The organism is candidate division KSB1 bacterium (assembly GCA_034506335.1).
Lineage (GTDB): Bacteria > Zhuqueibacterota > Zhuqueibacteria > JANLFK01 > Oleimicrobiaceae > Oleimicrobium.
In genome coordinates, this window is the sequence record JAPDPR010000041.1 from 16,177 (window position 1) to 35,398 (window position 19,222).

The 19,222-nt window shown below is 59.1% G+C and carries 20 protein-coding genes; all 20 read left to right on the forward strand.

The window, feature by feature from the left end; translation table 11 throughout:
* The first annotated feature begins 5 nt into the window (after positions 1 to 5).
* Entirely contained in the window at positions 6 to 1,040 is a 1,035-nt protein-coding gene (locus ONB25_11505; GenBank protein ID MDZ7393508.1) for a flippase-like domain-containing protein, read from the forward strand.
* Between the two features lie 2 nt (positions 1,041 to 1,042).
* Positions 1,043 to 2,077 carry a DUF4837 family protein gene (locus tag ONB25_11510; protein MDZ7393509.1) on the forward strand — a complete coding sequence of 345 codons (1,035 nt, stop codon included), beginning with the start codon at positions 1,043 to 1,045 and terminating at the stop codon, positions 2,075 to 2,077.
* 4 nt (positions 2,078 to 2,081) lie between these two features.
* Positions 2,082 to 2,573 carry a 5-(carboxyamino)imidazole ribonucleotide mutase gene (purE, locus tag ONB25_11515; protein MDZ7393510.1) on the forward strand — a complete coding sequence of 164 codons (492 nt, stop codon included), beginning with the start codon at positions 2,082 to 2,084 and terminating at the stop codon, positions 2,571 to 2,573.
* A gap of 20 nt (positions 2,574 to 2,593) precedes the next feature.
* Positions 2,594 to 3,931 (forward strand): NCS2 family permease, encoded by a 1,338-nt coding sequence (locus tag ONB25_11520; GenBank protein MDZ7393511.1) that lies wholly within the window; start codon positions 2,594 to 2,596, stop codon positions 3,929 to 3,931.
* A gap of 34 nt (positions 3,932 to 3,965) precedes the next feature.
* A complete protein-coding gene (locus tag ONB25_11525) occupies positions 3,966 to 4,946 on the forward strand; it encodes a carbohydrate kinase family protein (protein ID MDZ7393512.1) in 981 nt (326 codons plus the stop codon).
* Position 4,947: 1 nt separating this feature from the next.
* Positions 4,948 to 5,880, forward strand: a complete 933-nt coding sequence (gene rfbD / locus ONB25_11530) for a dTDP-4-dehydrorhamnose reductase (protein MDZ7393513.1) — start codon at positions 4,948 to 4,950, stop codon at positions 5,878 to 5,880.
* A gap of 7 nt (positions 5,881 to 5,887) precedes the next feature.
* A complete protein-coding gene (locus tag ONB25_11535; GenBank protein MDZ7393514.1) occupies positions 5,888 to 6,607 on the forward strand; it encodes a polyprenol monophosphomannose synthase in 720 nt (239 codons plus the stop codon).
* A gap of 202 nt (positions 6,608 to 6,809) precedes the next feature.
* Positions 6,810 to 8,888: a glycosyltransferase gene (locus ONB25_11540; protein ID MDZ7393515.1), complete on the forward strand. Its 2,079-nt coding sequence runs from the start codon at positions 6,810 to 6,812 to the stop codon at positions 8,886 to 8,888.
* A gap of 25 nt (positions 8,889 to 8,913) precedes the next feature.
* The gene (locus tag ONB25_11545) at positions 8,914 to 9,870 is read left to right on the forward strand and encodes an acetyl-CoA carboxylase carboxyltransferase subunit alpha (GenBank protein ID MDZ7393516.1); all 957 of its coding nucleotides are present in this window, start codon (positions 8,914 to 8,916) and stop codon (positions 9,868 to 9,870) included.
* 23 nt (positions 9,871 to 9,893) lie between these two features.
* Positions 9,894 to 11,186, forward strand: a complete 1,293-nt coding sequence (locus ONB25_11550; GenBank protein ID MDZ7393517.1) for a SpoIIE family protein phosphatase — start codon at positions 9,894 to 9,896, stop codon at positions 11,184 to 11,186.
* 75 nt (positions 11,187 to 11,261) lie between these two features.
* Positions 11,262 to 11,426, forward strand: coding sequence for a Trm112 family protein (locus ONB25_11555; GenBank protein MDZ7393518.1), 165 nt, complete (start codon positions 11,262 to 11,264; stop codon positions 11,424 to 11,426).
* 108 nt (positions 11,427 to 11,534) lie between these two features.
* Entirely contained in the window at positions 11,535 to 12,050 is a 516-nt protein-coding gene (locus ONB25_11560; GenBank protein ID MDZ7393519.1) for an HNH endonuclease, read from the forward strand.
* A gap of 53 nt (positions 12,051 to 12,103) precedes the next feature.
* Positions 12,104 to 13,087 (forward strand): tryptophan--tRNA ligase, encoded by a 984-nt coding sequence (gene trpS / locus ONB25_11565; GenBank protein MDZ7393520.1) that lies wholly within the window; start codon positions 12,104 to 12,106, stop codon positions 13,085 to 13,087.
* A gap of 3 nt (positions 13,088 to 13,090) precedes the next feature.
* Complete coding sequence (locus ONB25_11570) at positions 13,091 to 13,801, forward strand: segregation/condensation protein A (GenBank protein MDZ7393521.1); 711 nt, start codon at positions 13,091 to 13,093, stop codon at positions 13,799 to 13,801.
* Positions 13,801 to 14,439, forward strand: coding sequence for an SMC-Scp complex subunit ScpB (gene scpB, locus ONB25_11575; GenBank protein ID MDZ7393522.1), 639 nt, complete (start codon positions 13,801 to 13,803; stop codon positions 14,437 to 14,439). Before ONB25_11570 ends, scpB begins: the two co-directional genes overlap by 1 nt.
* Positions 14,423 to 15,190 (forward strand): rRNA pseudouridine synthase, encoded by a 768-nt coding sequence (locus ONB25_11580; GenBank protein MDZ7393523.1) that lies wholly within the window; start codon positions 14,423 to 14,425, stop codon positions 15,188 to 15,190. The genes scpB and ONB25_11580 overlap by 17 nt, the downstream gene beginning before the upstream one ends.
* Before the next feature lie 15 nt (positions 15,191 to 15,205).
* Complete coding sequence (gene cmk / locus ONB25_11585) at positions 15,206 to 15,889, forward strand: (d)CMP kinase (protein MDZ7393524.1); 684 nt, start codon at positions 15,206 to 15,208, stop codon at positions 15,887 to 15,889.
* A 28-nt stretch (positions 15,890 to 15,917) separates the two neighbouring features.
* Entirely contained in the window at positions 15,918 to 16,805 is an 888-nt protein-coding gene (locus tag ONB25_11590) for a 4-hydroxy-3-methylbut-2-enyl diphosphate reductase (protein ID MDZ7393525.1), read from the forward strand.
* A 6-nt stretch (positions 16,806 to 16,811) separates the two neighbouring features.
* Positions 16,812 to 18,917: a 30S ribosomal protein S1 gene (gene rpsA / locus ONB25_11595; GenBank protein ID MDZ7393526.1), complete on the forward strand. Its 2,106-nt coding sequence runs from the start codon at positions 16,812 to 16,814 to the stop codon at positions 18,915 to 18,917.
* A gap of 107 nt (positions 18,918 to 19,024) precedes the next feature.
* Positions 19,025 to 19,222 (forward strand): tRNA (N(6)-L-threonylcarbamoyladenosine(37)-C(2))-methylthiotransferase MtaB (locus ONB25_11600; GenBank protein ID MDZ7393527.1); only part of this gene is annotated, 198 nt, incomplete at its 3' end.

Below are 19,222 nucleotides of genomic sequence, written 5' to 3' on the forward strand. Positions count from 1 at the left end.
TTCCTGTGACCGAGCCAAGCCCGGGCGGCAGTCTGCGGCGGGTGGCCATCACCGCGCTCAAGGTGCTGGTCAGTGCCGCGCTGGTTGCGCTTATCATCTGGCGTATCGGCCTCGACCGTTTGCGGGAGAGCTTGAGCGGCGTAAACCCTTGGTGGCTTGGCGCGGCAGCGGTGGTGTTCACTGCGAGCAACCTGCTGGGAGCGGTGCAGTGGGCAATGCTGCTCCGCGCGAGGGGTATTGGCCTGTCCCTTCGCCAAGTGGTAGGCTACTACTTTGTGGGCCTCTTTCTCAATAACTTTCTTATCGGCTACGTCGGTGGCGACGCCTTTAGGGTCTTTGACGCGGCGCGGGCCTCAGGAAATACGGCGGGAGCTGTTTCTTCTGTGCTGTTTGATCGCCTGGTCGGCTTTGCCACCTTGACCTCAGTGGCGGTTGTGGCCGCCGTGGCATGGCATCACTATTCAGGCCATGCCACCTCCCTGACGATCGCCGGTGGGGTCTTGATTCTGTGGGTGCTTGTGTTGCTGTTCTTCTTCAGCAGGAGATTTGCGCGTCCGATAGTCTACGTGTTCAATCGGGTGCTGCCCCTGGGCTTGAAGAACAGGGCAAAGCAGGTTTACGACCAGGTGAATGAGTATCGTCACCAGCGCGCCCTGTTAGGCCAGGTGCTGGGCTTGTCGCTCGTTGTGCAATTGCTGCGGATTGGGGTTCACTACTTGACAGCGTTGGCGTTGGGCGTACGGGTGAGTTTTGCTTTTTTCCTGGTGTTTGTGCCCATCATTGCGTTCTTGGCAAGCTTGCCAATTTCCGTGGGGGGCATCGGCGTGCGGGAACAAAGCGGTGTGCTGTTGTTCACTCGAGTGGGGGTACCCGAGGCGGCTGCGGTCGCCATGCAGTTTCTCGCTTACTTGGTAGGAGTGATTGCGACCGTCCCTGGGGGGGTGATCCTATCTTTGCGCAGGGAACAGAGCCGTGCCGCGGCACAGGCCGGGCGGTGGCGACCTTCGGCTGCGGCACCGAGCGCAGAGGAAAGGAGGTAGCGATGCACAAACGCATAGCTCAGGGCTTGTTGATCGCACTTCTGCCTGCTCTCTTGGCCGTGCAGCAGGGGTGCGGCACAAAAAAGCCAGGGTACGGCTCCGAGGATTTGCTCATCGTCTTGGCCGATTCCACTGAGTGGCTCGCGGTGGAAGGAACGGTGAGGGCCGCCCTCGAGCGCACCGTGTACACACCTCAGCCCGAGTCCTATTTGCGCGTGCGGTGGGTATCACCAGAGAACTGGGGCACTTTCAGGCGCTATCACACGTTCTTGGTGGTAGGCACGCTCTCCGGAAGTCCGGTCATGCAATCCCTCTTCGGCAGGATGTTGTCGCCGAACGACCTCCGTCGGGTGGAGCAGGACAGCAGCTTTCTCTTCAAAAAGGAAAACCCGTGGGCGCTGGATCAGTTGCTGCTGGTCGTTGTGGCCAATGATACCTCAACCTTGAGCAAAAGGATATCCGAAAACGCCGACCGCCTCCACAGCCTGGTTATGGAACATGTTCGGAAAGTGATGACCAAACAGATGTTTGGAAAACATGAGCAGAAGGCAGTGGAGGAGGAGCTGATGCGCAAGTACGGGTGGGCGGTGCGTGTGCAGCACGACTATCATTTGCTGGAAAAGGCGAGCGATCGCATCGTTTGGCTCCGGCGCATCCCTCCTGAGAGGTGGTTCCTTGTGCACTGGGAGGACAGCGATGACCCCTCGGTGTTGACGCCGGGTTGGTGTCTGAAGAAGCGGAAGTGGATTGGCGAGAGCTTTTACACTGGGGAGCGCATTGTCGAAGGGTATACCACCTGGCAATGGGTGGATTTCAACGGACGTCGTGCTATAGAAATGTGGGGCCTTTGGGATGACTCGGTAAAGGTGGTGGGCGGTCCATTTCACCTTTACGGCTTTTATGATGAGCCCACTGGCAGGCTGTTTGTGATTGACATGGCGTGCTTCGCGCCAGGCGAGCGGAAGATGCCCTTCATGCGGCAGATGGATGTGATGGCTCGTACGTTCCATACAAGGGGTCGTCGAGTAAGCGGGTGACGCCATGGACAAACCAGGAACTGGGAGGGCCAAGGTGGCTATTGTCATGGGGAGCGAATCGGACCGGGAGACAATGCGTGCGGCTGAGGCGGCACTTGCATATTTCCAGGTCCCCTTCGAGACCCTTGTCCTTTCCGCACATCGCACCCCGGATGCGACGGCGGAGTTTGCCAAGAGTGCCGCGTCGCGTGGCTTCGCGGTAGTGATTGCCGCCGCAGGCATGGCCGCGCACCTTCCCGGAGTGATGGCTGCGCACACGACTTTGCCCGTCATCGGCGTCCCTCTGGACTCCTCGCCGCTGCGGGGCGTGGACGCCCTGTACTCGATTGTCCAGATGCCTAGTGGGGTACCGGTCGCCACCGTGGGCATTGGGGCAGCGGCAAACGCAGCGCTTCTCGCGGTGCAAATATTGGCTGTGACGGACCCAGCGTTGGCAGAGGCGTTGGCGCAGTTCAAGCGGTCAGGATGTAGGTTGCCCACGCAACGTCAGACATAGCCGGACAAGGAGGAGGTGCAATGCGCCGTTACTTCAAGTTTGAAGAGCTGGGCACCAACTATCGCACAGAGATCTTAGCCGGCGCCACCACCTTCATTACTATGGCTTACATCGTGGTGGTGAACCCCCTGATCTTGCAGGGAGCGGGGATCCCAGTGGGCCCGAGTACTGTGGCGACCATCATTGCTGCTTTCGTCGGCACGCTCCTCATGGGCCTGTATGCTCGTCGGCCGTTTGCCATCGCGCCCTACATGGGGGAGAACGCATTCATCGCCGTGACGGTCGTGGGCACACTTGGCTTCACTTGGCAAGAAGGATTGGCAGCGATTTTCATCGGCGGAGTCCTTTTCGTCGCCATTACCCTCCTGAAGCTGCGAAGCTGGCTTGCAATGGCTGCCTCGGAGAGCATGAAGTACAGTTTCGTGGTGGGAATAGGCTTGTTTCTGACCTTCATCGGCCTGAGCGACATGGGTCTGGTCCAGGCCGGTATGCTGGGCGGTCCACCGGTTCAGCTCGGTGACGTAACTAGCCCCTCTGCAGTCCTCGGGGTGGTGGGACTGCTCCTCATGGCAGCCCTGATGACACTGGGCGTCCGCGGGAGTATCCTGATTTCGGTAGTGGCGGTGACGCTGCTCGCCAACCTCCTGGTGCGCATCTTCGGGGTTTCCATCCCTTCGTTTACGCCCTTGAGCGGGATGCCTATCGGGTTGCCCCCTGATCCGACGCCGATCATGTTCAAATTGGACTTTGGGCGCGTCTTTACGTGGGGCTTTGTGCCGGTCTTGCTTGTCGTCTTCCTCATGGATTTCCTGGACACCATGGCGACGCTCATTGGGGTATCGGCGCGTGCCGGGTTCTTGGACGAGCAGGGCAATTTGCCGGAAATAGAGAAGCCGATGCTGGCTGACGCCATTGCCACTGTGGTTGGTGCGTTGTGCGGCACAACGACCACAGGGACTTATATTGAATCGGCGGCTGGGATTGAGGAGGGCGGCAAGTCCGGGTTTGCTTCCGTGGTCACCGCTTTCCTTTTCCTGTTGACTCTCTTTTTCGTCAAATTCGTGGAAGCTGTGCCGCCGTTTGCGTACGGTCCGGCCCTGGTCATGGTCGGCATGATGATGATGAAGCCTGTCACCAAGATAAACTTCGATGACGTGACAGAGTTGATCCCGTCGTTCGCAGTCATTGTGCTCATGAGCTTCACCTACAACATGGGCGTGGGGATGACAGCGGGTTTTGTGCTCTACCCCATTGTTAAGGCAGTGGCTGGCCGGGTGCGCGAAGTGAGTCCGCCTATGTGGGTGCTGAGTGCTCTGTCACTGCTGTTCTACGTGTTTCACTACTTTTTGAAGGGGTAGCCCAGCGCGTGACATAACCTTTGCAGGAGAGTTGATGGAGGGAACTGGGACGAAGGATAAGACAATCGGCGTCATTGGCACTTTCGTGAGCGACCTCATTGAGCCGTATGGAGGCACTCCGACGCGAAGCCTTGGTGGCATCTACTACACCGTGACGTATCTGGCGGCAATGTTCGACAAAGGGTGGACGATACGTCCCGTGGCGAGGGTAGGAGCAGACATTTACGAACGGGTAGTGGCCAGCTGTGCGCGACACGCCCAGGTCGATGTCAGCCAGCTACATCTGGAGGAGCGGCCTAACACGCAGGTCCGCCTCACGTACCTGACCGAGAACGTCCGGCAGGAGGTGACCACTGAACCGATGGCGCCACTTTCATGGGACCAGGTGCAAGGGGTGGTCGATGCCGACGTCGTCTTGGTTAACTTTATCACCGGCGAAGAGCTGAGTCCCACCTCCTTCGCGAGCCTTTCGGAGAAGGCCAAGGGTTTGATCTACACAGATTACCACAGCCTGGCGTGGGCGCGGGATGCTTCCGGCAGGCGCTCGTTGTGGAAAAACCCGCATTGGGAGCTGTACGTGTCGTGCGCGGACATCGTCCAAATGAACGAACATGAAGCCGCTTCGTTGATGGAGATTTCGCCGCCCCTGCCCCTCCAGGCCCTGCGTGAGCTCGCGCGGCAGGTGCTGCAAGGCAGAGCAAGGATGGTCTTGGTGACGCTTGCCGAACGAGGCGCCTTTGTGGGAGAGCGGACAGGGACAGGTATCCGGTCCGATTTGGTGCCCGCCTGGCCAGTAGAACGTGTGGTGGACCCCACCGGCTGCGGCGACGCTTTTGCCGCCGCCTTCTTGCGCCACTACTTGGCAAACAGCGATACGCGCGCTGCGGTTGAATTCGCCAACAGGGTTGCCAGCATCAATTGCACACTTCTGGGGGCAGAGAACATTGAGGCCATGAAACGGGAATTGGCCCAAATCGAGAGCGGGGGAAGATGCGGCAAGGAAAGGAGTACGTGAGGTGAGGGTACTGCTTACAGGGTGTAACGGCTTGTTGGGGCAGAACCTGGTGGCACACAGGCCGCCGCAGGTGGATCTCGTAGGTGTGGACCTGGCGGACACATTCTACGGGACTGGGAGCATAGGGCGGTATGAGCGGTTGGACCTGCGTGACCGCACTGCGACGAAGGCTCTGGTGGCGGCATTCAAACCGACCTGGATTGTTCACACTGCCGGCTACAACAATGTCGACGGGGCCGAGACAGAAAAGGAAGCCTGCTGGCAGGGCAACGTGGTGGCCACCGAGAACTTGATAAGGGCTGCAGAGAGCTCCGGCGCGCACGTCCTCCACCTTTCCACCGACTATGTGTTCGATGGCGCAAAGGGACCTTATCGAGAAGAGGCGCGTCCAAACCCGTTGGGCTACTATGGCAAGTCGAAGCTGGCGGCTGAGAATGTGGTAAAAGGGAGCGCAGTACCCTATCTGATCGTGCGCACCATGGTACTCTACGGCTATGCCGAACGTGCACGCGAGAACTTTGCCACCTGGCTTCTGAAAAAGCTGAAGGCGGGCGAGGAGGTCAAAGTAGTCACTGACCAGCTGGGCAATACGACCCTTGCCAGCGAGTTAGCGCAGGCCCTCTGGACCATGGTGCTGCAGGATGCCAGCGGGGTCTACCACATAGCAGGCAAAGAGATCGTGAGTCGCTACGAGTTTGCCATGGACCTGGCGCAAGTTTTTGCCCTTGACGGTTCCTTGATCAGGCCGGTGCGGACAGCGGAGTTGGGCCAGGCGGCACCTCGCCCCTTGCGATCGGGGCTGATTGTGGACAAGGCGCGTGAGGAATTTGGGGTAGAACTCTCAGCCACAAAGGAGGCCTTGCAGCGTTTCAAGGAAGAATTGAGGGCAGCTGGTTCCCCGCTGGTGGACGATCGAGACATCGAAACTGCATAGGGCACGCATGCGCGTCCTGGTGGTCATCCCTACGTACAATGAAGCGGACAACATTAGCCGGCTGGTGCCCGCAGTGTTGGCTGCAACACCTCCAGGCACTGAGGTGTTGGTTGTGGACGATGCGTCCCCCGACGGGACGGGCGAGCTCATCAGGCAACTCGCCGAGAAGGACCGACGCATCCACCTTCTGGAGCGCGACCGGAAGCTGGGCCTGGGCAGTGCTTATGTGGAGGGGTTCAAGTATGCGCTAAGGGGCGACTACGACTTTGTGGTGGAGATGGATGCGGACTTTTCCCATGAACCGCGCGAGATTAAGCTTCTCCTGGAGAGGGCGCAAGGCGGCTGTGACCTGGTGATCGGCTCCCGCTACGTGGATGGCATCACCGTGATTCGCTGGCCTTTGAAGCGGCTGGTGCTGAGTATCGGTGCGAGCAAGTACGTGCGTGCCGTCACCGGGCTGAAAATCCATGATTGCACCAGTGGCTTCAAATGCTTTCGCCGCCGTGTGTTAGAAGCGATCGACCTGGACGCTATCCACTCAGACGGTTACTCCTTTCAAATTGAGATGTCCTTCAAAGCCCATAGGAAGGGCTTCAAGCTTTGTGAAGTGCCCATAACCTTTGTCGAGCGGCGCAGTGGCATTTCCAAGATGTCCCGCAAGATTGTTTATGAGGCAGTGTGGATGGTCTGGAAGCTGCGCTTCTACGACCTCATCGGCAAGTTATGACCGCTGCTGGCCACAGCATCCAGGCGGAAGAGAGGCAAACCAGAGGGTTTGCCTTTGTTTATAGAAGAACGAAAAAAGTCAGGCGCCGGGATGGAAGGAGATGCGGCTCCTCCACTCAAAGGCGAGACAGAATAGAGCTTGACTATTTGGCAATATTTTCGTAAGTTGCACCAGGCGTTGAGCAAGGTGGCGACGCTTAGCTATGGTGTTTGACCGGCCAGAGCTCGCGATCATCATCGTGAGCTACAACGTGCGCGATTTCCTCCAGCAGGCCCTCACATCGATTCGTAAGGCGACGGCTGGTATTGACGCAGAGGTGTGGGTTGTGGACAATGCCTCGACTGATGGCACGGCTGCTATGGTCAGGCGTTCCTTTCCAGAGGTCAAGCTCATCGCCAATGAGAGAAATGTGGGGTTTGCTGCTGCCAATAATCAAGTTCTAAGGCAGTGCCGGGCCAAGGTTGTCTGCCTCCTGAACCCGGACACGGTGGTCCAAGAGGATACATTTCGCACTTTGCTTGACTTCTTGCGCGCGCACCCAGAGGCGGGCATGGTGGGCTGCAAGATCCTGAACCCCGATGGTTCATTGCAACATGCCTGTCGGCGGAGCATTCCCACCCCGTGGGTTGCTTTCACGAAGCTGGTTGGTTTGAGCCGCCTTTTTCCTCGCAGCAGGCTTTTTGGGCGGTACAACTTGACCTACCTGGACCCAGACCAGACGCACGAGGTGGAGGCCATCTCGGGCTCCTTCATGATGGCGCGGTGCGAAGCGGTGGCACAGGTGGGCCTTTTGGACGAGAGGTTCTTTCTGTACGGCGAAGATCTTGACTGGTGTCTGCGCTTCAAGAAAAGGGGATGGAAGATCTACTATGTGCCGCAGACGAAAATTGTCCACTTCAAAGGGGAAAGCTCGCGCCGGAGCGGATTTGACAATCTGCGGCTGTTCTACCAGGCCATGCACCTTTTCGTGCGCAAGCACTTTGCCCAGCGCTCATTTTCGTTGCTGCGCTGGGTGCTAGTGGTGGCCATCTGGCTGAGAGCAGCACTTTCGTTGCTGCACCGGGCAGCGGCGGTGGGTGCCATCCCCTTGCTTGACCTCGTGCTCATGTATGTGGGGGTCACGGCCGCGGTGGGCATCTGGTTTGGTAACCTTGTCCACCTTCCGTCGTTCCTGGCCGTCAATGCATTTTACTCTGTGGTCTGGTTGTTATCTCTGGCGGCGAATGGGTGTTATGGGGAGAGGCGGTATTCGTCAACTGCGGCCGCCACCGGAGTGTTGGCAGGGCTAGTGGTCAATTCGGCCTTCACCTATTTTTTCAAGCAGTACGGTTTTTCCCGTGCTGTGGTGCTCATTTCGGGAACGCTCAATCTAGCAAGCATTTCCGGATGGAGGGTCTTGGTGCGCCTGTTGCCGCGACTTGGTCTTCCGTTCCATGGCACTATTGGTCGTTCTCTCATGCGGAAACGGACCTTGTTGGTGGGCGACAGGCGCTCGGTGCAGAAGCTATTGCAGCGTCTTCGGAGTAGGTTCGAGAGTGCCTACGAAGTGGTCGGTGTGGTGAGCCTCGAGGGGAGTGAAGCCGGAGAAGAGATGGAGGGGGTACCAGTCCTCCAGGCTACCGGGCAGTTAGACGAACTCTTTCGTGCCCACCGCGTGCAGGAGGTGATCTTTTCCACCGACCGCATTCCTTACGACCGGATTCTGGAGCTGATGGACCGAGCCAACCGGTCGCGGGTGAGCTTCAAACTGGTGCCCAGCAACTTGGACGTCATCATCGGCAAGGCGTCCATCGACAACTTGGCGGAGATGCCCTTGGTGGAGGTGGAGTACCGGTTTAGCAGGCCGTGGCATCGCTTCCTCAAGCGTGGGTTGGATGTGGTGCTCTCGTTGCCCGCACTGGTGGCGGCGGGGCCCGTGATCCTCTATTTGGTGGCCGTAAAGGGGTATCGTGTTCGGCGCCGCCATGTGGTGGGCAGGGACGGTCGGCTGGTCGCCGCCCATGAGCTGGTGGGATCGCGCCCCGGTCAGCGAACCTCTCGGCTCCCGCTTCTGTGGGACGTGCTCATGGGCAGATTGACGCTGGTCGGGGCAGAACTTGCCGCCGAGTCGTCGCCTGGAGTGCCGCGCCAGCTCAAACCCGGTCTCACCGGCATCACCCAGCTGCGGGCAAGTAGGGGACTGACCAGCAAGGAGAAGGAACGCCAGCTTCTGTACTACATGAAGAACTACTCGCTGTGGCTTGATGTGGAGATTCTCATCAAAGCGGTGTTTGACCTGTAAGTGCAAGGAGTAGAGCGAGAACGCTATGGGATTCGTGCTTGATTTTGAGCGTCCGTTGGTGGAGCTGGAGAAGAAGATCGCCGACTTGAAAGCCTATTCGAGCGCAGAGAACGTAGAGATTACCGCCGAGATCCAGCGCTTGGAGGAAAAGGCCAGGAAACTCCGCAAGCAGATTTATGCACGCCTCACTCGGTGGCAGCGCGTGCAGCTGGCCAGGCATCCTCAGCGGCCCTATACCTTGGACTATATCGAGTACATGACCACCGATTTTGTTGAGCTCCACGGGGACCGTGCGTTTGCAGACGACCCGGCGCTGGTCGGTGGCATCGCAAAGTTGGATGGCAAGCCCATCGTCATCTTCGGGCAGCAAAAGGGGAGGGACACCAAGCAAAAGCTCTACCGCAATTTCGGTATGATGCACCCCGAGGGGTACCGAAAGGCATTGCGCTTAATGAAGTTAGCGGCCAAATACCGTCGTCCGGTGATTAGCCTGGTGGACACGCCGGGCGCCTACCCGGGCATTGGCGCCGAGGAACGAGGGCAAGCAGAGGCCATCGCGCGCAACCTCCTGGAGATGTCGCGGCTGCCCGTGCCGATCATTGTCGTCATCATCGGCGAAGGGGCAAGCGGCGGGGCCCTGGGCATTGGCGTGGGCGATCGGGTGCTCATGCAGGAGAATACCTGGTACTCGGTCATATCGCCTGAGGGGTGCGCGGCCATTCTCTACCGCGACGCCAGCAAGGCGCCTTTGGCAGCGGAAGCCATGAAGGTGACTGCCCAGGATCTTCTGAAAATGGGCGTCATCGATAGAATTGTGCCTGAACCTGTAGGAGGAGCGCACCACAACCCGCAAGAAGCAGCAGCGTTGGTCAAACAGGCCATCCTCGAAGAGCTTGCGCCGTTGGAGGAACTGCCGCCCGACAAGCTGGTGCGGCAGCGAATCGAAAAGTATGCGCGCATGGGAGCGTGGCAGGAAAAATAGCTCCCATGAGAAACGGGGCCCCTATGAGTGTTGTAAGGACCGCTGACCAGTTGCGGTTGGCGCTGGAAAGGATTCGCCACCTGCAATCGCTGGTGGAGGCGAGCAAGATTATCAACTCCACGCTCGACTTGAGTCGGCTGCTTGAACTCATTCTGGGTATTGCGCTCGACAACACCAGCGCCACGGCTGGAACCATCTACCTGCTGGACGACCAGCGGGGGGAAATCTGGTCGCGAGTGGTGCTGTCGGACCGAAAAATCGAGATTCGGTTGCCGCTGGGCAAGGGGATCGCCGGCGTGGTAGCGCAGACAGGCGAGACGGTCAACCTGGCCGATGTCTATAGCGACCCGCGTTTCGACCGGGAGATCGATCAGCATACTGGTTTTCACACCTCCACCATGCTCTGCATGCCTATGCGCAACAAGGCGGGCAAGATCATTGGTGTGTTTCAGATCCTAAACAAGAAAGGAGGCCCGTTCACCGCAGAAGACGAGGAGTTCCTGGAGGCACTCTCGGTACATGCGGCGATGGCGGTGGAGAATGCCAAGCTCTATCAGCAGGCGCTGGAAAAAAAGCGATTGGACGGTGAACTCGAAGTGGCGCGGGAAATCCAAGCGCGCCTGTTGCCCGTGACCTTGCCGCACATCCCAGGCTACGAGGTGGCGGCAACCAATAGACCTTGCCACGAGGTCGGCGGTGATTACTATGACGTGCTGGAAAAACACCGCGACTGTGTGGCATTTGCTATAGGCGATGTGTCGGGCAAAGGGATCCCCGCCGCGTTGCTGATGGCTACACTCCACGGTGGGTTGCACGCACAGGTGCACAGTCGGAGACCTCTGGCGGAGCGGGTGAAGAATCTGAATCGGCTGGTGTTCGAGAGCACCGCACCGGGTACCTTCATCACCTTTTTTCATGGCGAATTGTGTCCTCGCACTGGCGAAGTGACTTACATCAATTGCGGTCACAACCCTCCCTTGCATGTGGACCGTCAGGGGCGGATGACCAGGCTGGAAAAGGGAGGACTCATCTTGGGCGCACTCGAAGACTCCGATTATGAGGAAGGCTCCATGACCGTGCGGCCAGGGGAGATGGTAGTTCTGTTCACCGATGGCGTCACGGAGGCCCAGGGGAAGAAGAGGCAGCAGTATGAGGAGAAACGGCTTTTGGCAGTATTGGCCAGATCTCGGGGCCTGAGCGCCCAGCGCGTGTTGGATGCTGTGATGGCCGATGTGGACCGCTTCTGCAGCGGAATGCCCCAGGCGGATGACATCACTTTGATGGTCCTCCGCAGGACAAAGACGGTGGCGGTATAGGAGAAGCCCTAGGGGACTTTCCCCCTGCGCAAGAGCCGAGCTAACCGACACAGCGGAACAACTAAGGAGGTTTGTATGCTGGACAAGGAGCTTTTGGAGATCCTGGCGTGCCCCAAGTGCAAGGGTGAGTTGGAGTATGACCAGAAGAATGAAAAGCTAATCTGTCATGCCTGCCGGCTGAAGTACCGGATCGAGGACGACATTCCCATCATGCTGATCGACGAGGCGGAGCAGTTTTGAGCCGGAATCGCTCGCGCCGCCTGGCAAAAACAGCTTGACTATTTGCGCGCTTTGTGCTAAATTCAAAGTCAAGCTTTTGGATAGGGTAACGGCCAGAAAAGACAAGAGATGTCTGCGGCGATCCTGAACAGAGGAGTGTTACTCCTCAATCAGAACTATGAGCCGATGAGTGTGACCAGCGCCAAGAAGGCTATCGTGCTCATCTACCTTGGCAAGGCGGAGATTATTGAGCGTCACCCGTACATGGTGCACTCGGTGTCGACCGCTCTGCCTATGCCGAGCATTGTGCGGCTCGTCCGTTTCATCCAGGTGCCGCGGAAGAGGATTCTGCTCACCCGGCGCAACATAATCAAGCGGGACGGGCATCGATGCCAATACTGCGGCACGGCAAGGAGTCCGCTCACGGTCGATCACGTCCTGCCGAAAGATCGGGGTGGCACGGACACGTGGGAGAACTTGGTCTGTGCCTGTGTGCGATGCAACACGCGCAAAGGGAACCGCACCCCGGAAGAGGCGGGCATGCGCCTGTTGCGCCAGCCGCGCAAGCCTAACAACCTCTTCTTCATTCAGCACTTTGTGGGCGTGAGCGACGAGAGGTGGAAACCGTACCTCTTCATGAATTGAAGCGGGGGGTACGGACTTGGGAGAGCGAGAACAGCAACAGGAGTCAGGCGTTTTTGGGCAAGAAGCGAATTCTTAGCGGTATGCGCCCTACCGGTCGCTTGCATCTGGGTAACTATGTGGGCGCGCTGGAAAACTGGGTACGGTTGCAGGGAGAGTACGAGAACTTTCACATGGTGGCCGATTGGCACACCCTTACCACCTCGTACGAAGACACCAGTACCATCGGCACCGATACCGTAGAGATGGTGATAGACTGGCTAGCCGCAGGTATCGACCCGGAAAAGAGCGTGTTGTTCGTGCAGTCGCAGGTGAAGGAACACGCCGAGCTCTTTCTGCTTTTCGCGATGCTGGTCACCGTGCCCAGACTGGAGCGCAACCCGACGGTAAAGGAGCAGGCGCGCGCCCTGGGTCTGGACAGCAGGATGTCCTACGGCCATCTGGGTTACCCGGTGTTGCAAGCGGCCGACATCCTCATTTACCGTGCACATGCGGTGCCGGTGGGCGAAGACCAGGTCCCGCACGTGGAGCTGACCCGCGAGATCGCGCGCCGGTTTAACTCCTTGTACGGAGAAGTGTTTCCTGAGCCGGAGGCAATGCTCACGGAGTTTGCGCGCTTGCCCGGCTTGGACGGGAACCGCATGAGCAAATCGGCTGGTAACACTATCCTCTTGTCTGACCGGCCTGAGGAGATCCAGCGCAAGGTGATGACGGCGGTGACTGACCCGCAGAAGATCAGGCGCGGTGACCCAGGACGACCGGAAGTCTGTTTGGTCTTTACGTTTCACCGGAAGTTCAATCCTTCCGAGGTGGGCACGATTGAACGCGATTGTCGAAGCGGGGCTCTGGGGTGCGTCGACTGTAAGAAGAACTTGGCAAATAAGTTGACATGCTACTTGCAACCCATCCGGGAGAAGCGTGAGTACTACGCGGCGCACCTGGATCAAGTGCAGGAGATCATAGCAGAGGGGAACGCTCGGGCGCGCGCAGAGGCGGCACGGACGATGGCTTTGGTGCGCGCGGCCATGAGGATTGGGTAAGGCATGCCGTACACGGTGCGTCTGCAGAAGTTCGAGGGTCCCCTCGAACTCCTCCTTTTCCTCATCCGCAAGAACGAGGTGGATATCTTCGACATTCCCATCGCGGAGATCACCGCCCAATACCTGCAGTACCTGGACCTCATGCGTTACCTGGATATCGACGTGGCGGGTGAATTCATCCTCATGGCCGCCAGGCTGATGCACATCAAGGCGCAAATGCTCCTGCCGCGCTCAGAGGAGGTGGATGAGGAGCAAGAGGACCCGCGTACTGAACTGGTCCAGCGGCTGCTGGAGTACCAAAAGTACAAGCTGATAGCTGTTGAATTGTCGGCGATAGAGGAGCGCGCGCGCGACTTCTTCCCGCGTACTGCATTCTCCATCGACGGCGACGGGTATTCAGACGAAGAGTTGAACGGCCACGAAGTGTCGTTATATGACCTGGTGGCCGCGTTCAGTGTTGTGCTCGAGCGAGCCTCGCAGGTTACTTATCACGAAATTCGCGAGGCTGAGGCCTCGGTTGAAGAACAGATCACTTATGTTCTTGACTACCTTCGTACCCACGGCGAGGCTCTCTTTGCTGACCTGATTCGGGGGCTGAGCAGCAAGCTGGTCATCATCGCGACGTTCTTGGCGTTATTGGAACTGATACGCGTAGGCGCGGTTGTGGTCAGGCAATCTGCTCCCTTCGGCGAAATCTGGATATACAGGGTCTGATGGAACTCGAGGCTGCTAAGCAGATAATCGAAGCGCTCATCTTTGCTGCCGATACGCCTGTCACTTTGCACCGCCTGCGCGCTGCAATCGAAGATGCAGATGAGGAATTGCTCCAGCGCGTGGTGGACCAACTGAACGAGGAGTATGCGCTTCACGGGCATGCGTTTGAAATCCGGCGCGTGGCAGGCGGTTTCCAGATGACCACGCGAGCGCACCTGGCAGAGTGGGTGCGCAAGTATCAGCGGGGGCGCGCAAGGCAACGCCTGTCGCGGGCGGCCCTGGAGGCACTGGCGATTATCGCCTTCAAGCAGCCTATCAGCAGGGCAGAAGTGGCGGCAGTGCGCGGCGTTAACTCTGATGGGGTCTTCAAGAACCTGTTGGAGCGCAATCTGATCACAATGGCCGGCAGAGCTTCTACTGTGGGACGGCCTGTTCTTTACAAGACAACCGAACACTTCTTGGCGTATTTTGGCATCAACAGCCTGGCCGACTTGCCTTCGATCGACGAGGTGGAGGCCCTGCTCAAGGCGCGCGCTCCGCAAGAGGACCTGGGCAATGTAACCGTGGAGGAGAGTGCTGCCCAAGGGGCAGAGAACGGCTTGCAGGAGCAAGAGACCACCAATGGTGAGGCTCAATAAGTACCTGGCCAGTTGTGGTGTCGCCTCGCGCCGAGCCTCCGACAAACTTATTGCCCAGGGTCGGGTTACAGTGAATGGCAAAGTGGTGACCTCGGTGGGCACGCAGGTTGATGAAGAGCGCGATGAAGTGGCGGTAGACGGTCGGGTGGTGCAGCCCCCGCAGCGTAAGGTGTACATCATGCTCCACAAACCAGCTGGGTACGTGACCACCGTGCGTGACACTCGCGGGCGGCCTAAGGTAGTGGACCTGGTACCCGTGTCCACGCGCCTTTTTCCAGTAGGACGCTTGGACATCGACACCGAGGGGCTTTTGTTGTTGACGAACGACGGGGAGGTGACAAACCGGCTCCTGCACCCGCGTTTCAAAGTGGCAAAGACCTATGTGGCCGTGGTTGATCGCGACGTGAGCGAGCAACAGCTGGCAAAGCTCCGGGCGGGTGTTGCCCTGACCGACGGGATGACGGCTCCTTGCGAGGCCCGCCTATTACCGGACCAGCCTCCGCCTGGCAGAGTTGTCGAGTTGACCATTCGCGAAGGGCGTAAGCGCCAGGTCAGGAGAATGCTGTCGGCAGTGGGGCTGCGTGTGCTGGTCTTGCGGCGAGTCGCCTTCGGTCCGGTGCGCCTGGGCCAACTGGAGCTGGGGCAATGGCGCTACCTCAGGCCGGCTGAGATAGCAGCTCTCCGCGCCGCTGCCTTGCCAGAGCCTTCGCAGGAGCACCAAAAGCTGGTCGAGTCGCAGAGGCGGCCCTGAAGCGGGGTTCTGGTCGTGGCGCAGCAGAAACGGCTCATCATCGCCATCGACGGCGTTGCCGCCTCTGGCAAAAGCACCACGGCGCGTCTGGTCGCACAGCGGCTGGGTTACCTGTACCTTGATTCAGGGGCGCTGTACCGCGCACTGACCTTGAAAGTCCTTCGCAAAGGAATAGATCCGGCCGCCCAGGGCACGGTGGCAGAGATAGCGCGACAGACACAGGTGGACCTGCGAACCGAAGGCGGTGAGTTGCGCGTGTTCCTTGACGGCGAAGATGTGACCGAAGAGATCAGGGGGCCAGAGGTATCAGAGCATATCGGCCCTGTGGCGGCCAATGGGGCAGTGCGGCAGCGGATGGTGGAGCTGCAGCGCGCCCTAGCCGCCGGTGGCGGCGTGGTGGCCGAAGGGCGCGACATCGGCACCGTGGTCTTTCCTGACGCCGACGTGAAGTTCTACTTTACGGCTTCGCTGGAGGTGCGCGCGCAGCGCCGACAGGCCGAATACGCCGCGCGCTCAATTGACACATCCGTGCGGCAGCTTGCAGCACAGCTGGAACGCCGAGACCGCGATGACCGTGCACGTACCTATGGCCCATTGCGCAAGGCCCCTGACGCCATTGAAGTGGATACCTCACACATGACCATAGAGGAACAGGTTGAATTCGTCCTGCAAAAGGTGCGCGAGCGTCTCTCTGGTTGAGGAGCCCAAGGCGGGCGAGAGAACTGGGGTGAAGGTTGAGATCGACCAGCGTGCGGGGTTCTGTGCCGGTGTTGCGCGGGCTATCCACATGGCTGAGGAGGCCCTCGCCCAAGGTGAGCTGGTTTCGGTGGGCCCGCTGCTCCACAATCCTCAGGAAGTGGAGCGGCTGCGGCGACTTGGACTCCGTGTGGTGCCCCAGGAGGAGATTGAGGGAGCTGACTTGGAGGGCTTAGGGGCTCGTCGTGTGCTGGTGCGAAGCCATGGTATCTCGCCGGCCTTGCGCGCCAGGCTGCAGAACGCCAGACTGGACATTGTCGATGGTACCTGCCCTATTGTCCGGCGGGTGCAGGAGCTTGTGCAAAGCTACTGCGCGCAAGGCTACCGGGTGGTCATTTTCGGGAAGAAGGACCACCCCGAGGTGCGCGGACTCGTTGGGCATTGCCCAAAAGGGGCCATAGTGGTGAACTCTGTGGAGGAGGCAGAGCAGCTCCCTGTGGGAGTGCCTACAGTGCTATTGGCACAGACCACAGCCTCGGAGCAGACGTTCAGGCAGGTGGAGCGTGCACTCCGCGGGCGCATCCCTGGGCTGGAGGTTTGCAACACCACGTGTCGATCGGTGAATCGGCGGCAGGAGGAGGTTGCGGCCTTCGCGCGTGAGCACCAAGTAGTCATTTTTGTGGGCGGCAGAGAGAGCTCTAACTCTCGGCAACTATTTGCCGCCTGCCAACGCCACAACGCCAACTCACATTGGGTGGAGGATGAGAAGGAGTTGCGGGGCGAGTGGTTCTCGCAGGCGCGCACAGTCGGCGTCACCGGCGGAGCTTCCACCCCGCGCTGGCTCCTCGAGCGCGTAGCGCTTACCATAGAACACGTTGCCTGCGCAAGCGGGCACGAAGATCAAATAAAAAGGAGGTAGTGCTGAATGATGGACGATCAAACCAACCAGGCGTTCGCACAGGACGCCACCGCCAAAAGCGCAGAGGAAGGAGGTGAGAGCACAGCTCAACAGGTAACGGGACAACCGAGTACCCCTGCCACGGAGCCTTTGGTGGTCAAGTCGCTTCCCGACGAGGAGGAAGAGTACACGCCCGAAGAGCGCGAGACCTTGAGGCGCATGTACGAGGAGACCCTCAGCGATTTTGTTGAGGGCGAAGTCGTCGTCGGCAAGATCTTGGCCGTAGGCGAGAAAGAAGTGGCAGTGGATGTCGGCTTCAAGTCCGAGGGCACAATTCCCATCGAAGAATTCTCGAACCCGGCCGAACTTAAGGTAGGCGACGACGTGGAAGTGGTCTTTGACCAGGTTGAAGACCAGGAAGGGCAATTGGTCCTTTCCAAGCGTAAGGCCGACTTTATGAAGGTCTGGGAACGAGTGAAAGAGGCCTACGAGAAGGGCGAGGTGCTGCGCGGGCGCTGCGTGCGGCGCATCAAGGGGGGCTTGGTGGTGGACATCGATGGAGTCGATGCGTTCTTGCCGGGCTCCCAGATCGACGTGCGCCCCGTGCGTGACTTTGACGCCTACATCGGCCAGACCCTGGATCTGAAGGTGGTCAAGATCAACTACGCCCGCAAGAACATCGTTGTCTCCCACCGCGTGTTGGTCGAGGAGGCGATGGCAGGGCAGCGGCAGAAGATTTTGGCCGAGCTGGAACGCGGCCAGGTGCTGGAGGGCACGGTTAAGAACATCACCGACTTTGGCGTGTTCATCGACCTGGGCGGCGTGGACGGCCTGCTGCATGTCAACGATCTGTCATGGGGCCGCGTCAATCATCCTTCTGAGGTCGTATCGCTGGACCAGAAAATCAAGGTAGTGGTCCTTGACTTCAATGAACAGAAGGACCGCATCTCTTTAGGCTACAAGCAGCTGCAGCCCCACCCGTGGGAAGATGTGGACAAGAAGTACCCGGTCGGCTCCATCGTGCAGGGTAAGGTGGTCAGTATCTCCGACTACGGCGCTTTCGTGGAGTTGGAAAAAGGCGTTGAAGGCCTGGTGCACATCTCCGAGATGTCCTGGACCCAGCACGTCAAGCATCCGTCGAAGATCGTCAGCGTGGGGGAAATCATCCAGGCAAAAGTGCTGAACGTGCAGAAGGAAGAGCGCAAGATTTCCTTGGGCCTGAAGCAGCTCCAGCCAGACCCGTGGGAGACCCTTGCCGAGCGTTATCCCGTGGGTTCCATTCACAAAGGGAAGGTGCGCAATTTGACCAATTTCGGCGCGTTCGTGGAGCTGGAAGAAGGGATTGACGGCCTGGTGCATATCTCGGACCTTTCCTGGACCAAAAAAGTCCGCCATCCTGGGGAGGTGATCAAGAAAGGCGAAGAGATAACGGTCACTGTGCTAAAGGTTGACCCAGTCAACCGGCGCATTTCTCTCGGTTACAAGCAGACCCAGGAGAACCCCTGGGATCGCTTTGAGGAAATGTATCGGCCCGGTACAATCGTGACGGGCAAGGTCACACGCCTCATTGAGAAGGGGCTGCTGGTGGAGCTGCCCGGTGGAGTGGAAGGCTTTGTGCCTCTATCCCATCTGGCTAAGCCAAATCTCAGCAAGCCCGCCGACGGCTACCATCTGGACGAAGAGATTGAGCTCTGCGTGATTGAATTTAGCAAGGACAACAAGCGCATCGTCCTGTCCGAAAAACGGGCAATGGAAAAGGCCGTTGCGGAGCATCTTGCTGGAGAAGCGGCTAAGGAGCAACCGGAAGCAGAGGCCGCAGAGGCTCCGTCTGTATCAGAAATGCCCGGTGAGGCGGTGGGCGAGCCCAGCGCAGAGGAACTGCCTCAGGTCGAAGTTGAGGTGCAGGCTGCTGGCGAACCGGCGCCCCCCGAGACTGAAAGCGGAGGGGCTCCGGAGGCTGCGGCGCCTGCCGCAGAGAAGCCCAAGCCGAGGAAGAGGGCGTCACGCAAGAAAACCTCTGCTGAGGCCGCTGAAAACTCTACCCAGACGCCCGAGGATGCGCCGTCGGCTCACGAGCCTTCCGAACAGGAGGGAAGCAGCGACGAAGCGCCCGATGCGGAAGGCCAGCAGTGAGGTCTTTGTCCTGGTAGGTCCTTGCCATGGGACTGACCACAGCAGTGTGACAACGAATCGGGAGAGTGTCGGGTTACCTCGGTGACCCGACACCTCATCTAGGCGCGATGCAGAGTGCGGCTATCTACACTTTAGGTTGCAAGCTCAATCAAGCCGAGAGCGCTATGCTGGCTGAGGAGTTCGCTCGCCGCGGTTTCCGAGTGGTGCCCTTTGGCCGGCCAGCCGACGTGGTGCTTGTGAACACCTGCACGGTCACTCAACGCACCGATGCTTGTGCGCGCCAGGCAGTCCGGCGAGCGCTCAGA

Coding starts and splice junctions, on each gene's coding strand:
- ONB25_11520 (MDZ7393511.1), top strand. CDS start 2,594: ATGCGCCGTTACTTCAAGTTTGAAGAGCTGGGCACCAACTATCGCACA.
- ONB25_11510 (MDZ7393509.1), top strand. CDS start 1,043: ATGCACAAACGCATAGCTCAGGGCTTGTTGATCGCACTTCTGCCTGCT.
- ONB25_11580 (MDZ7393523.1), top strand. CDS start 14,423: ATGGTGAGGCTCAATAAGTACCTGGCCAGTTGTGGTGTCGCCTCGCGC.
- ONB25_11535 (MDZ7393514.1), top strand. CDS start 5,888: ATGCGCGTCCTGGTGGTCATCCCTACGTACAATGAAGCGGACAACATT.
- ONB25_11555 (MDZ7393518.1), top strand. CDS start 11,262: ATGCTGGACAAGGAGCTTTTGGAGATCCTGGCGTGCCCCAAGTGCAAG.
- ONB25_11540 (MDZ7393515.1), top strand. CDS start 6,810: ATGGTGTTTGACCGGCCAGAGCTCGCGATCATCATCGTGAGCTACAAC.
- purE (MDZ7393510.1), top strand. CDS start 2,082: ATGGACAAACCAGGAACTGGGAGGGCCAAGGTGGCTATTGTCATGGGG.
- scpB (MDZ7393522.1), top strand. CDS start 13,801: ATGGAACTCGAGGCTGCTAAGCAGATAATCGAAGCGCTCATCTTTGCT.
- ONB25_11545 (MDZ7393516.1), top strand. CDS start 8,914: ATGGGATTCGTGCTTGATTTTGAGCGTCCGTTGGTGGAGCTGGAGAAG.
- rpsA (MDZ7393526.1), top strand. CDS start 16,812: ATGATGGACGATCAAACCAACCAGGCGTTCGCACAGGACGCCACCGCC.
- ONB25_11560 (MDZ7393519.1), top strand. CDS start 11,535: ATGTCTGCGGCGATCCTGAACAGAGGAGTGTTACTCCTCAATCAGAAC.
- ONB25_11550 (MDZ7393517.1), top strand. CDS start 9,894: ATGAGTGTTGTAAGGACCGCTGACCAGTTGCGGTTGGCGCTGGAAAGG.
- ONB25_11525 (MDZ7393512.1), top strand. CDS start 3,966: ATGGAGGGAACTGGGACGAAGGATAAGACAATCGGCGTCATTGGCACT.
- ONB25_11570 (MDZ7393521.1), top strand. CDS start 13,091: ATGCCGTACACGGTGCGTCTGCAGAAGTTCGAGGGTCCCCTCGAACTC.